Raw genomic sequence first — 13,344 nt, forward strand, 5'->3', positions numbered from 1 at the left:
CGTAGACCCCGCGTTCGATGCCCCGTCGCGGTCCGTGTAGGTTTGATGCCAAGTAATTTCGATCCAGACGCGCGACAATATTGACATATTTCTGTCGTTATGACAAAAATTGTCTTTTCTATTGGCAAAGGAACCCGGCTGCCGAGTTCCGAGGGAAAGCATGATGATGAAGGCGACCGTCAGCGATACCAGTACGGGCAAGGTGCCGCTCAAGATAAATGTGTTCCAGTTCGTCCAGACCGCCAATGCCCAGCTTGCCCCCATGTTTCCTTATACCGATCCGGGTGCGATTGTTCCATGCGCTGCGGCATTTGAGAGCGACGGAAAGGGCACTCACATCGGCTATTTCGTACATGAAAATGTCGTTGACGAGATCGTGATTAACTACGCCAATACCGGCCGGATGCGTACGGGCGACGTATATGTCGGGCCGAAGGAGCACGGCGTGGGCGGAGACTCCGACGAAGCCTACTTCGCGGTGCAGGTTATTACGCAGCGTCAGCTCGAAGAAGGCGAGCAATCTGAAGCCATGGCGTTCAATTGTGAGAACTGTGGGACCGAGGTCTACCGCTACCGCTACGACGAGACCGAGGGCAATGTTGGCGAAATCGCGGGGCTTTCCGCGCTTCCGACCATATTCGGATCGAACAGCTTCGCCCTTAATGTCAATGCGAACGAGGATCTGCGCACGTGCAAATCCTGCGGCCATGTCAGCCGCCCGTTCCCTTTGCATATTTGGGGTTGGTACGACTATGCGTTCCGCACCAATGTGGCGCGTAAGGCCGTTGAAGAATTCGAAGGGGCCATCGCATCGTGAACGCACCGCTTCCACCCGTACGCATCCGCCGCAAAAATACGTTCAACATCCTGCGCGAAGGGCAACGCCTCGCGTCATTCGACGAGTTCCCCATGTTGCGCCCGGAAGTTGATCCGCAGCTCCATGCCAGCATGAATTCGGTGGATCAGCCTTTCCATCTCGAATGCGAGAAGGACACCGTTGTCGCGCAGATGAGCGGACGATCGCGAATTGAGTTCAAGGATGGCCCGACCCGCTTCTTCGATGCGGTACCTGGCGATTTGGTTTATGTACCCGGACGCGCCGTTCATCGCATACGGACAGTCGAACCAGGGCTGGTGTTGCGTTATAAGGCGAAGGATTCTGGCGGGGAGGCTGCGATCTGGTTGTGCGAAGGCTGCGGCGAGCAGCTGGCTCGGCACGAGTGGGACAACGCCGCCGAAACCCCGCAAGAACAATATCAAACCGGCTGTGAACGGTTCAACAGCGATGCCAGCAAACGGCGTTGCCCTTCCTGCGGGCGCGATCACGATCCGATTGATCTGTCGCCATTCCGTTGGCAGGCGATTTCAGAGAAGATCGTGGAAGGGGATTGAATTCCCTTCTGTCGAGCTGACCTTATCGCGCTCAAAACACGCTCCATGCCCGATTGCGTCCTGCCGCGCGCAGCGCGCTCGCCTCCAAACCGGATACAATGGGGGACTAACCCCAAAATTCGCGAATGGTAGCGGAGGAGGGACTTGAACCCCCGACACGCGGATTATGATTCCGCTGCTCTAACCAGCTGAGCTACTCCGCCACGTTGCCAAAACCGGCATAAACGCCCGTTCGAGACTGAAGCACCACAGCATAGTGCCGCCGCGGTCGGCGCGCTATACGAAGCCTTCCGGCCCGGGTCAACATCACTTTGACACGGGAATTGCGTCTTGTATACGCCGTGTCCACAACGCGCCGCACACGAGCGCCCAATGAATCAAACAGGGGAATGGTATCGATGGCCCATTATGATGTCCTGATCGTCGGAGCTGGCCATGGTGGGGCGCAGGCGGCGCTGATGCTGCGCCAGCTCGGCTTTGAAGGATCGGTCGCGATGCTGGGAGACGAGCCCGAGCTGCCCTATGAGCGTCCTCCGCTGTCCAAGGAGTATATGGCGGGCGAAAAGACGTTCGAGCGTATCCTGATCCGCCCCGCCGCCTTCTGGGAAGAACGCACTGTCGACATGCTGCTGGGGCAGCGGGTAAAGCGCGTCGATCCGGCGGCGAAGATGGTGACAGTCGGCGACGACAGCGAAATCGGCTATGGCACGCTCATCTGGGCAACCGGCGGCAGCCCCCGCCCCCTTTCCTGCCCGGGCGGCGACGCGCGCGGCATTCATGGGGTACGCCGCCGCAGCGATGTCGACGCGATCATGGCGGATCTGCCGAGTGTCGAGCATGTCGTCGTCATCGGCGGCGGCTATATCGGGCTGGAAGCGGCTGCCGTCCTCACGAAGCTGGGCAAGAAGGTCACGCTGCTCGAAGCATTGGATCGGGTGCTGGCGCGCGTTGCGGGTGAGGAACTCTCCCGCTTTTATGAGGCGGAACACCGCGCGCATGGCGTAGACCTGCGCACCGGCACGATGGTGAGCGAAATCGCCGTGGAGCATGGAGCGGCCAAGGGCGTCATCCTGAGCGACGGCACGCGGATCGATGCGGACATGATCATTGTCGGCATCGGGATCATCCCGGAAACCGCCCCGCTGATCGCGGCCGGCGCAAGCGGCGGCAACGGCATCGATGTCGACGCCTATTGCCGCACCAGCCTGCCGGACATCTATGCAATCGGCGATTGCGCAGCCCATGCCAACCGCTTTGCGGGCGGCGCGCAGATGCGGCTGGAATCGGTCCAGAACGCCAATGACCAGGCGAAGGTCGCGGTCCAGCACATCGTCGGCGAGCCTACCGAATATAATGCGGTTCCATGGTTCTGGTCCAACCAGTATGACCTGAAGCTCCAGACCGTCGGGCTGTCAGGCGGCCATGACAAGACGATCGTGCGCGGCGACCCCGCCAACCGCAGCTTTTCGGTCATTTACCTGAAGGCGGGCAAGTTTATCGCCATCGACGCGGTCAACGCGGTGAAGGATTATGTGCAGGCGCGCGCGCATGTGCTATCCGGGGCCGTCCTGAACCAGGCGCAGCTGGCCGATCCTGCGGTGCCGCTGAAGGAAGCGCAGCCCGCCTGACCACAATGGGCACGGCGGCGGCAGCCTTCCGATCGTTCCGGACGAGGGGAGGATGCATGCCATGACAATCGAAAAAACATTCCGGCCGGTCGCGATCGCTTTTCTGATCTGGAGCCTGATGGGCATTGCCGCCTATCTCACGCAGGTGACGATGGATACGGCGGAACTGGCGCGGTCGGACCCGTATCAGGCCCATATGTTCGAACAGATGCCCCACTGGGCCTGGGCGGCGTACGCTATCGCCGTGTGGAGCGAACTCGCCGGGTCGTTCGCTCTGTTGGCCCGGCGCGCATGGGCGACGCCGCTGTACCTGATCTCGCTGGTCGCGGTGCTCATCCAGTTTAGCTACGCGTTCGTCCTGACGGACCTGATCGCGGTCAAGGGTCTGGGCGCGGCGGTTTTCCCAGTGGTGATCATCGTCATCGGGCTGGCCCAATGGCTGTTCGCCCACGCGGCGGGAGCGAAGGGATTGTTCCGGTAGAGCCGCGGCCTACATCTCTCCGCGTGCGCGGCGGATCTCGAACCACTTGCGCACATTCTCATTATGCTGCTGCAGGGTGTCGGCGAAGATATGGCCGCCCCTGCCGTCTGCGACGAAGTACAGCGCTTTGGTCTTGGCCGGGTTCAGCACCGCCTCGATCGACGCCTTGCTCGGATTGGCGATCGGTCCCTTGGGCAGACCCGTCATCGCGTAGGTGTTATAGTCGTTGACGTCCTCGATCTCCGACCGGCGGATGCGGCGCCCCAGCGGTTTGCCTTTGGTGATCGGGTAGATGATCGTGGGGTCCGCCTGCAGCATCATCCCGGTGCGCAGCCGGTTGGAATAGACACCCGCCACCAGGGGTCGTTCGGCCGCTATGGCGGTTTCCTTCTCGACGATGCTGGCCAAAGTCACCGCCTGGTCCTTCGTCTTCGCGACGGTGGTCGGTGCGCGCTTCGCCCACGCCTCATCCAGCGCCTTGCGCATCGCACCCTGCATGCGGGCGAGCACGGCCTTGCGCGTCTCACCCTTGTCATAGGCATAGGTGTCGGGAAGCACGCTGCCCTCTGCCGGTATGGACACCGGGCCGGTCAACTCCTCGGCCGCCATCAGCCGGTCGTAGACCATGATCGATGGCATGCCTTCGGGCACCGTGACGAAGCGGTTGACGCCAATTCCACCCTGGATGATCGCCAGAATTTCGCGGTTGCTCGCGCCCTTTGGAATCAGATATTCGCCCGCCTTGACCGTGCTGCCCCGCGCAAAGATTTTGGCGCGCAGCACGAAAGCATCGGCGGAGCGGATCAGCCCCGCCTTGCGAAGCTCGACGGCTGTGCGCGTGAGGGACGCCCCATCGGGCACGACGAAGCTGCTGTCCTGTGGCGCGGGTCCACGCTCGGTCCAGCCGGACACGAAGTTCACGGCCACCACGCCGAACAGCAGCAGGCCGATCAACAGGATGATGCAGCCGGCGCGACGCATGATGGTGTCAGATCGCCTTCATGACGAGGCTGGCGTTGGTGCCGCCGAAGCCGAAGCTGTTGTTGAGCACCGCCTTGACCTTGCGCTCCTTCGCCACATGCGGGACGAGATCGACGCCTGCACAACCTTCCGACGGATTATCGAGGTTGAGCGTCGGCGGCACGATCTGATCGCGCATGGCAAGGATGCAGAAAATGCTCTCCACCGCGCCTGCGCCGCCCAGAAGATGACCGATCGCCGATTTGGTGGACGACATCGACATCGTGCCGATCGCGTCGCCGAACAAGCGGCGCACCGCGCCTAGCTCCAGCTCGTCGCCCAGCGGGGTCGATGTACCATGCGCGTTGACATAATCGATGTCCGCGAGGCTCAGGCCCGACTTGCGCATCGCCATTTCCATCGAGCGGTATGCACCCGACCCTTCCGGATGCGGAGCCGTCACATGATAGGCGTCGCCTGACAGGCCGTAGCCGACAACCTCGGCGTAGATCTTGGCTCCACGCGCCTTGGCATGCTCATATTCCTCGAGCACGACCACGCCCGCGCCCTCGCCCATGACGAAACCATCGCGCGCGACGTCATAGGGCCGCGACGCCTTTTCCGGCGTGTCGTTAAAGCTGGTGGAGAGCGCACGCGCCTGGCTGAACCCGGCGATGCCAATGGGGCAGATGGTGCTTTCCGCACCGCCTGCCAGCATCACATCGGCGTCGTCCATCGCGATCATCCGCGCGGCGTCCCCAATGCTGTGCGCACCGGTCGAGCAGGCCGTCACGACCGCATGATTAGGGCCCATCAGACCGTATTTGATGCTGACCTGCCCGGAGATCAGGTTGATGAGGCGGCCATGCACGAAGTGCGGGGAAACCCGGCGGGGTCCCTTTTCATGCAGCACCAGCGATTCGCTCTCGATGCCCGGCAGACCGCCGATGCCCGAGCCGATGGAGCAGCCTGCACGAAAGCGCTCCTGCTCCGACATATCGGTGAGGCCTGCATCTTCGAGCGCCTGTCCGGCGGCATCGATACCGAAAATGATGAACGGATCGACCTGCCGCTGCACCTTGTGGTCCACGCGCAAATTGGGATCGAAGCCGTACTCATGGTCTGCGGGCTTTACCTCGCACGCGATGCGGCACACATAGTCCGTCGCGTCGAAATGCGTGATCGGCCCTGCGCCGCTGCGCGACGCGAGAATATTCTTCCAGGTCGTTTCGACATCGCCCCCTAGCGGGCTGACCATGCCAAGACCGGTTACGACCACTCGACGCATAACGTTGCTCCCTCAACCGGAAACTGGCCTCGCTCCCCGGCCTTGTTCCAATACCGCCCGCTGCGCTGGTCCGCCCCGCGGGACTCTATAAACTGGAATGGCGACCCTCATGCACGGGAGCATCCCGGCCGGAGAGCCGCCATCATCAGGCACCGCAGCGCGACGGGTTCCGTTCGAAACCCGCACGTCGCCGGCTGGACAGCCCTTATTGCTTGCTTTCGATATAGTCGATCGCATCCTTGACGGTGCCGATCTTCTCAGCCGCGTCGTCGGGAATCTCGACACCGAATTCTTCTTCGAACGCCATGACGAGCTCAACGATGTCGAGGCTGTCTGCGCCCAGATCGTCGATGAAGCTGGCATCTTCGGTCACCTTTTCGGCTTCCACGCCCAGATGCTCCACAACGATTTTCTTTACGCGATCCGCAGTCTCACTCATGAGTGGTCCTTCTTCTTTAGCCTATATGAACAAGCGTTAATCGTCCTGTTTCACCCCCTGCCCTAGTGCCAAGGCGACCAAGAGGCAAGAGGCATACTCGACCATGTGGGGCAAAACAGCTTTGTCCTTCGGCCTGCCTCAGATCATCGCCATGCCGCCGTTGACGTGAAGTGTTTGTCCCGTCACATAGCCTGCCTCCCGGCTGGCGAGATAGACAACCGCCGCACCGATATCCTCGCCCTCACCCAGCTTGCCCGCCGGGATCTTGACGTTGATCGCGTCTTTCTGTGCGTCATTCAGCGCGTCAGTCATCGCCGAGCGGATGAAGCCCGGTGCGACGCAGTTTACGGTGATGCCCCGGCTGGCGAGTTCCTGTGCCAACGCCTTTGACATGCCGATCAGCCCCGCCTTCGATGCGGCATAATTCGCCTGCCCCGGATTACCGGTCACACCGACGATCGAAGTGATCGAGATGATCCGCCCGAAACGCGCCTTCATCATGGGTTTGGCGGCTGCGCGGGCGAGACGGAACGCGGCTTCCAGGTTGACGCTGATGACGTCCGACCATTCCTCGTCCTTCATCCGCATGGCGAGGTTGTCGCGCGTCACGCCGGCATTATTGACAAGGATATCGAGCTTTCCGCCCAGCGCCTCGACCGCCTGCGGCACCAGCGCATCGACCGCCGCGCCGTCCGACAGGTTGCAGGGCAACGCAACGTGATCGCCGCCCAGTTCCGTCGCAAAGGAATTGAGCTTGTCGACATTGCTCCCCGAAAGCGCCAACCGCGCGCCCTGCGCCGCCAGCCCGCGCGCGATGGCGGACCCAATGCCTCCGGATGCGCCGGTCACCAGCGCTGTCATGCCTGTCAGATCAAACATCGTCATTCTCCAAGTTGATTTACGCGGAGGCGCGACCTCATTCCCCCCTGAACACCGGCTCCCGGCGTTCGACGAAGGCGTCGATGGCTTCCTGATTGTCCGCGGTCGCATGGGCAAGCGCCTGCATCCCGGCGGAAATCTCCAGGATGTTGGCGAGGCTCGCGTCCTGAGCCTCACGCAGCAGGCGTTTGGTCATGCGTGTGGCGTAGGCGGGGTTGGCGGCGACCATGTCCGCCACCGCGCGCGCCGCGCTCATCAGATCGCCGTCCGGCACGACCTGGCTGACCAGCCCGATAGCCAGCGCTTCCTCTGGCTCTATCATCCGGCCGGTGAGGGCCAGCTCGCTCGCCTTGGCAAAGCCGACGACGCGCTGAAGCAGCCACGCCCCGCCGTCGCCAGGCACGATACCCAGCTTGACGAAGCTCGACGCGAAGCGCGCACTCTCGCTCGCGATGCGGATGTCGCACATGCAGGCCAGATCGCATCCAGCGCCGATCGCGGGGCCATTGACCGCCGCGATCACGGGCACTTCGAGCGACTGGAACATCATCGGCAGGCGCTGGATGCCATAACGGTAATTACGCCGCGTCTCGGCCGGTCGGGCCGAACGCAGCCCACCCGTATCGGGCACCTGCATCGCCTTCAGATCGCCGCCCGACGAAAACGCCTTGCCCGCCCCCGTCAGAATGACGACGTGCACGCCCAGATCGCGGTCCGCCGCCTCCATGGCCGCGCAAAGGGCATCGACCATCGCCGGATCGGACACCGGGTTGCGTTTCTCCGGCCAGTTCAGCGTGACCGTAAGGACCGCACCGTCCCGCTCCTGCAACAGGGGGGATGCGTCGGTCACAGCGCGCCCAGCGCCGCTTCGATGTCGTCCATCGTGACGACGCTTATGACCTTTGCGTCGGGCGCGATGCGCTTGACCATCGGGCCAAGCACCTTGCCACCCAGTTCTACGAAGTCCGTAACGCCCGCTTCCCACATGGCGGCGATGCTCTCGCGCCAGCGGACGCGGCCCGTGACCTGCTCGACCAGCCGCGCGCGAATATCATCCGGCGCGGCGATCGGCGCGGCGAGCACATTGGCATAGACGGGCAGCAGCGGCGCGTTGATGCTTACCTTGCCCAGCGCGTCGGCCATGGCGTCAGCGGCGGGTTGCATCAGCGGGCAATGGAACGGCGCCGACACGGGCAGCAGCACGCCGCGCTTGATGCCGAAATCCTTGACCAGACCAACTGCCCGTTCGACCGCGCCGCGATGGCCGGAAATGACGACCTGGGTCGGATCATTGTCGTTGGCGACGGTGCAGACTTCCCCCTCTGCGGCGGCATCGGCGAGCGCCTGCGCTTTCTCGATATCTGCGCCCAGCAGCGCCGCCATGGCCCCCTCGCCCACCGGCACCGCCGCCTGCATCGCCTGCCCGCGCAGCTTCAGCAGCCGCGCAGTCGTCGGCACATCGAACGCCTGCGCCGCACAAAGAGCGCTGTATTCGCCCAGCGAGTGCCCCGCGACATAATCGGCCTTGTCACCCACACGAAAGCCGCCTTCCCGCTCCATGACGCGCAGCGTGGCAATCGCATTCGCCATGATCGCGGGCTGCGCGTTCTCGGTCAGCGTCAGATCGCTTTCCGGCCCTTCGCACATGATCCGGTAGAGATGCTGCGACAGCGCGTCGTCCACCTCCTGAAACAGCTCCCGCGCCACCGGACTGGCGTCGGCCAGCGCCTTGCCCATGCCTACGGACTGGCTGCCCTGCCCCGGAAAGAGTAATGCGCGCATCTCGGCTCCCTCAATGGTCGTTAATGCAAGGCTCCATAGCCGATTGCGCGACAGTTGGAAGAGGGTACAGAGCGGCCTTGCATTCCGCGCGCTTTTCCGTCATAGGCCCGCCTTCGCTCCGGCACGGCTCACGCTTTTCCGCCGCGAACCTTGAGAAGAAAGCCGGAGGGGCGTCCGCATGGGGCGGCGTCAGCGATCGGCCAAAGAGAAAGAGCAAGACCATGCCGCTTTACGAGCATGTATTTCTTGCGCGTCAGGACCTGGCCCAGGCCCAGGTGGACGCGCTGGCGGAAAACGCCACACAGATTATCGAAACCAATCAGGGCAAGGTCACCAAGGTCGAAAACTGGGGCCTGCGCACAATTGCTTATCGCATCGCGAAGAACCGCAAGGCGCATTATGTGATGCTGAACATCGACGCCCCCGCTGGCGTCGTTGCCGAGCTGGAGCGCCAGACCCAGATCAACGAAGACATCATCCGCTACATGACCGTGAAGGTCGACGAGCTGGAAGGTGGCCCGTCCGTGATGATGCGCAAGAGCGAACGCAGCGACCGTCGTGGCGAGCGCGGCGATCGTCCCGACCGGGGTGATCGTGGCGACCGCGGAGATCGTGGTGACCGGGGCGATCGCGCTCCCCGTCGCGACTTCGCTGGCACCGATGGCGAATAAGGAGATTTAGATCATGGCACGCCCATTTTTCCGCCGCCGCAAGAGCTGCCCCTTCGCCGCCAAGGATGCGCCGAAGATCGATTACAAGGACGTCCGTCTGCTTCAGGGCTTTGTGTCCGAACGCGGCAAGATCGTCCCCAGCCGCATTACCGCGGTATCCGCAAAGAAGCAGCGTGAGCTGGCCCAGGCGATCAAGCGCGCCCGGCATCTCGGCCTGCTGCCCTACATCGTGAAGTGAGGAGCTAAGACATGGAAATCATTCTGCTCGAACGGATCGAGAAACTCGGAGCCATTGGTGATGTCGTCACCGTGAAGGATGGCTACGCCCGCAACTTCCTGTTGCCCAACAAGAAGGCGCTGCGTTCCAACAACGCCAACCGCAAGGTCTTCGAAGCCAACCGTGCGCGGATCGAGGCGGAGAACGCCGAACGTCGCGCAACGGCGCAGGGTTCGGCCTCGTCGGTTGATGGTCATCAGATCGTTCTGATTCGCCAGTCGTCCAACGCGGGCGCGCTCTACGGCTCGGTTTCGGTGCGTGATATCGCCGAAGCGCTGCACGCCGATGGCGTCACCGCCGTGACCAAGGCGATGATCGTGCTCGAACGTCCGATCAAGACGCTGGGGCTGTTCGACGTCAAGGTCGCGCTGCACCCCGAAGTCACGGTCAACATCAAGGTCAACGTTGCCCGCTCGCCCGAAGAAGCCGAGCTTCAGAAGGATGGCGTGGACGTCATGGCTTCGATGTTCGAAAAGGACGAGGCTGGCTTTACCGAGGATTACGATCCCAATGCGGAACCGGGCGAAATCGCTCCGGAGATGCTGGACGAGCCGGCTGGCGAAGACACCGCCGAAGCCTGATCGTTTCCCGATCGCAGATATCAAACCGTCCGGGGGCAACTCCGGGCGGTTTTTTGTGCGCGTATCGAACCGGCTTCGATCCGCCCTATAAATGCATGAAATCGCGGGAGTAGCTTTCGAGATGCGCGCCCCGGTCCACCGCGATCACCTGACCCGTAACGCTCGCCGCATCCGCCAGATAGAGCACCGCCTGTGCGATCTCTTCTGGTTGTGGCAGCGCCTGAAGCGGCATCATGCCCGCCAGTCGCTGCATCTTCGCCGCATCATAGTCTGGCGTCGCAATCGTCAGCCCGGGCGCGACAGCGTTCACGCGAATGCCGCGCGGCGCCAATTCCCGGGCGGCGATCTGTGTAAAACCCGCCAGCGCCTGCTTGCTCAGCGTATAGGCGAGCTGGTCGCCATGCGGCTGGGCCAGTCGCTGGTCGAGAATATTGACAATGGACCGCCCATCGCCACCGCCCCCGCTCATGTCGGCAAATGCGCGGGTGAGGAGGACCGGCGCAACACAGTTTACCGTATAATGCCGCAGCAGGTCGTCGGCCGAGACGGTTTCGATCAGGTCTTGGCCGAACATCGCCGCACTGTTGACCAGCAGGGTGGGCAGCGCCCCGAAATGCGCGCGGACCTCCGCCATCAGGCTGGGGGAGATCGCGGGATCGGCGAAATCCGCCACAAAGCCGTGCCAGCGCGTGCCCGTCTCCCGTAGCGCCTCCTCCAATACCGGGTCGAGTTCCACATCGTGGCTGCCATGGATCGCAAGGCTGTACCCCGCCCGCGCCAGCGCCGCCGCGATCGCTGCGCCCAGCCGCCGATGCCCGCCGGTGACGAGCGCGAGCTTCACCCTCACAGGCCCATCATGCCGAGCACTTCCTTGCGGCTCTTCTCGTCGTCGCGAAACACACCCATCATCCGGCTGGTCTTGGTGATGACGCCATGGGTACGCACACCCCGGCCGGACATGCAGCCGTGCGCCGCCTCGATTACCACGGCCACGCCGCGCGGATGCAGATGTTCCCAGATGCAATCGGCCACCTGCGCGGTCAGCCGCTCCTGCACCTGCAACCGGCGTGCAAAGGCTTCCAGCACGCGCGCCAATTTCGATATACCGACCACATAATTGCCGGGCAGATAGGCGATATGCGCCTTGCCCACGATGGGCGCCATATGATGCTCGCAATGCGACTGAAACGGGATGTCTTTCAGCAGCACGATCTCATCATAGCCGCCCACTTCATGGAAGATGCGGGAGAGATGATAGGCGGGATCCTCGTTATAACCCTCGCAATATTCCCGCCACGCACGGCCGACCCGTGCGGGCGTCTCGCGCAGGCCCTCGCGTTCGGGATCTTCGCCCGCCCAGCGCAGCAGGGTCCGGATGGCGTCCTGCACTTCATCGGGTACGACGAGCTTTTCGGGACGCGCCGTCGCCTGCTGAATCTCACTCATTCGGGGTCCTCTTATGTCACCTTCGCCGCAGCGGTTCGCCCGCATATGGCAAGCCGCACGCGCAAATGCCAGTCCGGAGCCATTTCATTCCCGAATAGGATCGAAGAAGAATAAAAAAAATTCGACGACTTCTGCCGTTACGGCGTGCGATGAAAATGCTGTCACCATAACGTGTCGGACCTTCCGGTCGCACTTTTACCATCTTGCACTTCCCGCAAAGTGGCGCACATTGCGCGCAGAGAAACGACGGGTCGCCTGCAATAAACAGGGGCGCAATCTCGTCTTGCAGGAGCGGTCCATCATGGAAGCCTATATTTACGACGCCGTTCGCAGCCCGCGCGGGCGCGGGAAAAATGACGGTGCGTTGCATGAGATCACGCCGATCGCGCTCGTCAGCCAGGTGCTCGCCGCATTGCGCGACCGCACTGGCATCGATACCGCCGATGTGGACGATGTCATCCTCGGCTGCGTCACCCCGGTCGGCGAACAGGGCGCGGACATTGCGCGCGTCGCGGTTCTCAACGCCGATTACGCCGAGACCACTGCAGGCGTGCAGATCAACCGCTTCTGTGCCTCCGGGCTCGAGGCGGTCAATATGGCGGCCGCGAAGGTCATGTCCGGGGAAGCGGACTTCGCCATCGGCGGCGGTGTCGAATCCATGAGCCGTATCCCGATGGCTTCGGACGGCGGCGCATGGGCGACCGATCCGGCCGTCGCCTACAAGACCTATTTCGCGCCCCAAGGCATTGGCGCGGACCTCATCGCCACCAAGTTCGGCTTCTCCCGCACCGATGTCGATGCCTATGCCATCGAGAGCCAAAAACGCGCCAAGAGGGCGTGGGACGAAGGCCGCTTCGTCCGATCCGTCTTGCCGATCCGCGACGTGATCGGCGAAGTCGTGCTCGACCATGACGAGCATATGCGCCCGGATGCCGACATGCAGTCGCTCGGCGCGCTCAAACCCAGCTTCAAGGCGATGGGCGAGGACATGCCCGGTTTCGACGCGATCGCCCTGCAACGCTATCCCGAGGTCGAACGCATCGACCATGTCCACCACGCGGGCAACAGTTCCGGCATCGTCGACGGAGCGGCGGGCGTGCTGGTCGGATCCAAGGCGATGGGCGAGAAATACGGGTTAAAACCGCGGGCCCGTATCCGCGCCATGGGGTCAATCGGGTCGGAACCTATGATCATGCTCACCGGCCCCGAGAGCATCGCGCACAAGCTCCTGAAGCGTGCGGGTATGGGCAAGAACGATATCGACCTGTGGGAGCTTAACGAGGCCTTCGCCAGCGTCGTGCTGCGCTACATGCAGGCACTGGATCTCGACCATGATCGGATCAACGTCAACGGCGGCGCCATCGCCATGGGCCATCCGCTAGGCGCGACCGGTGCGATGGTGCTCGGCACCGCGCTCGACGAGCTGGAACGCACCGGCAAGGGCACCGCACTCATCAACCTGTGCGTGGGCGCAGGGATGGGCACCGGCACCATCATCGAACGCCTGTGATCGACGGAGA

General features: G+C 62.8%; 16 protein-coding genes and 1 tRNA gene. 8 read left to right on the forward strand and 9 right to left on the reverse strand.

Translation table 11 applies throughout. The features are described 5' to 3' along the window. Positions 1 to 160: 160 nt before the first annotated feature. Together FHS92_RS04170 and FHS92_RS04175 are read left to right on the forward strand one after the other, a co-directional pair. Positions 161 to 817: a cupin domain-containing protein gene (locus tag FHS92_RS04170; protein WP_221230878.1), complete on the forward strand. Its 657-nt coding sequence runs from the start codon at positions 161 to 163 to the stop codon at positions 815 to 817. Next, entirely contained in the window at positions 814 to 1,392 is a 579-nt protein-coding gene (locus tag FHS92_RS04175) for a cupin domain-containing protein (RefSeq protein ID WP_184077737.1), read from the forward strand. Before FHS92_RS04170 ends, FHS92_RS04175 begins: the two co-directional genes overlap by 4 nt. A gap of 126 nt (positions 1,393 to 1,518) precedes the next feature. Here FHS92_RS04175 and FHS92_RS04180 read toward each other — a convergent pair. Further along, positions 1,519 to 1,595: transfer RNA gene (locus FHS92_RS04180), tRNA-Met, on the reverse strand. Between the two features lie 195 nt (positions 1,596 to 1,790). Between FHS92_RS04180 and FHS92_RS04185 the strand changes: the two genes are divergently transcribed. Together FHS92_RS04185 and FHS92_RS04190 are read left to right on the forward strand one after the other, a co-directional pair. Next, positions 1,791 to 3,020, forward strand: coding sequence for an NAD(P)/FAD-dependent oxidoreductase (locus tag FHS92_RS04185; RefSeq protein WP_184077739.1), 1,230 nt, complete (start codon positions 1,791 to 1,793; stop codon positions 3,018 to 3,020). Positions 3,021 to 3,081: 61 nt separating this feature from the next. Further along, entirely contained in the window at positions 3,082 to 3,501 is a 420-nt protein-coding gene (locus FHS92_RS04190) for a sugar transporter (RefSeq protein ID WP_184077741.1), read from the forward strand. 9 nt (positions 3,502 to 3,510) lie between these two features. Here FHS92_RS04190 and mltG read toward each other — a convergent pair whose 3' ends face one another. The 6 genes from mltG to fabD all read right to left on the reverse strand — a co-directional run bounded on the left by mltG (position 3,511) and on the right by fabD (position 8,849). Further along, a complete protein-coding gene (mltG, locus tag FHS92_RS04195; protein ID WP_184077743.1) occupies positions 3,511 to 4,482 on the reverse strand; it encodes an endolytic transglycosylase MltG in 972 nt (323 codons plus the stop codon). A gap of 7 nt (positions 4,483 to 4,489) precedes the next feature. Then, on the reverse strand, positions 4,490 to 5,749 hold the full coding sequence (gene fabF / locus FHS92_RS04200) for a beta-ketoacyl-ACP synthase II (protein WP_184077746.1): 1,260 nt from the start codon (positions 5,747 to 5,749) through the stop codon (positions 4,490 to 4,492). Between the two features lie 205 nt (positions 5,750 to 5,954). After that, positions 5,955 to 6,188 carry an acyl carrier protein gene (locus tag FHS92_RS04205; protein WP_184077747.1) on the reverse strand — a complete coding sequence of 78 codons (234 nt, stop codon included), beginning with the start codon at positions 6,186 to 6,188 and terminating at the stop codon, positions 5,955 to 5,957. Positions 6,189 to 6,326: 138 nt separating this feature from the next. Beyond that, positions 6,327 to 7,067 carry a 3-oxoacyl-[acyl-carrier-protein] reductase gene (gene fabG, locus FHS92_RS04210; RefSeq protein WP_184077749.1) on the reverse strand — a complete coding sequence of 247 codons (741 nt, stop codon included), beginning with the start codon at positions 7,065 to 7,067 and terminating at the stop codon, positions 6,327 to 6,329. A 37-nt stretch (positions 7,068 to 7,104) separates the two neighbouring features. After that, positions 7,105 to 7,917, reverse strand: a complete 813-nt coding sequence (locus tag FHS92_RS04215) for a crotonase/enoyl-CoA hydratase family protein (protein WP_184077751.1) — start codon at positions 7,915 to 7,917, stop codon at positions 7,105 to 7,107. Continuing rightward, the gene (gene fabD / locus FHS92_RS04220; protein WP_184077753.1) at positions 7,914 to 8,849 is read right to left on the reverse strand and encodes an ACP S-malonyltransferase; all 936 of its coding nucleotides are present in this window, start codon (positions 8,847 to 8,849) and stop codon (positions 7,914 to 7,916) included. Before fabD ends, FHS92_RS04215 begins: the two co-directional genes overlap by 4 nt. Before the next feature lie 221 nt (positions 8,850 to 9,070). Here fabD and rpsF point away from each other — a divergent pair, with 221 nt between their 5' ends. From rpsF to rplI, 3 genes are read left to right on the forward strand one after another with little or no spacing between them, the layout of a single operon-like run. Next, positions 9,071 to 9,520, forward strand: a complete 450-nt coding sequence (gene rpsF / locus FHS92_RS04225) for a 30S ribosomal protein S6 (RefSeq protein WP_184077755.1) — start codon at positions 9,071 to 9,073, stop codon at positions 9,518 to 9,520. Between the two features lie 13 nt (positions 9,521 to 9,533). Then, complete coding sequence (rpsR, locus tag FHS92_RS04230) at positions 9,534 to 9,758, forward strand: 30S ribosomal protein S18 (RefSeq protein ID WP_004212076.1); 225 nt, start codon at positions 9,534 to 9,536, stop codon at positions 9,756 to 9,758. An 11-nt stretch (positions 9,759 to 9,769) separates the two neighbouring features. Beyond that, a complete protein-coding gene (gene rplI / locus FHS92_RS04235) occupies positions 9,770 to 10,378 on the forward strand; it encodes a 50S ribosomal protein L9 (protein ID WP_184077757.1) in 609 nt (202 codons plus the stop codon). 85 nt (positions 10,379 to 10,463) lie between these two features. On the opposite strand, the gene FHS92_RS04240 is transcribed toward rplI, so the two are convergent. Together FHS92_RS04240 and folE are read right to left on the reverse strand one after the other, a co-directional pair. Continuing rightward, positions 10,464 to 11,219: an SDR family oxidoreductase gene (locus FHS92_RS04240; protein WP_184077759.1), complete on the reverse strand. Its 756-nt coding sequence runs from the start codon at positions 11,217 to 11,219 to the stop codon at positions 10,464 to 10,466. A 2-nt stretch (positions 11,220 to 11,221) separates the two neighbouring features. After that, the gene (folE, locus tag FHS92_RS04245; protein ID WP_184077761.1) at positions 11,222 to 11,824 is read right to left on the reverse strand and encodes a GTP cyclohydrolase I FolE; all 603 of its coding nucleotides are present in this window, start codon (positions 11,822 to 11,824) and stop codon (positions 11,222 to 11,224) included. A gap of 301 nt (positions 11,825 to 12,125) precedes the next feature. Between folE and FHS92_RS04250 the strand changes: the two genes are divergently transcribed. Further along, positions 12,126 to 13,334 carry an acetyl-CoA C-acetyltransferase gene (locus FHS92_RS04250; protein WP_184077763.1) on the forward strand — a complete coding sequence of 403 codons (1,209 nt, stop codon included), beginning with the start codon at positions 12,126 to 12,128 and terminating at the stop codon, positions 13,332 to 13,334. The last annotated feature ends 10 nt before the right edge of the window (positions 13,335 to 13,344 follow it).

It is taken from the genome of Sphingobium subterraneum, from assembly GCF_014199435.1.
GTDB classification, from domain to species: Bacteria; Pseudomonadota; Alphaproteobacteria; order Sphingomonadales; family Sphingomonadaceae; genus Sphingobium; species Sphingobium subterraneum.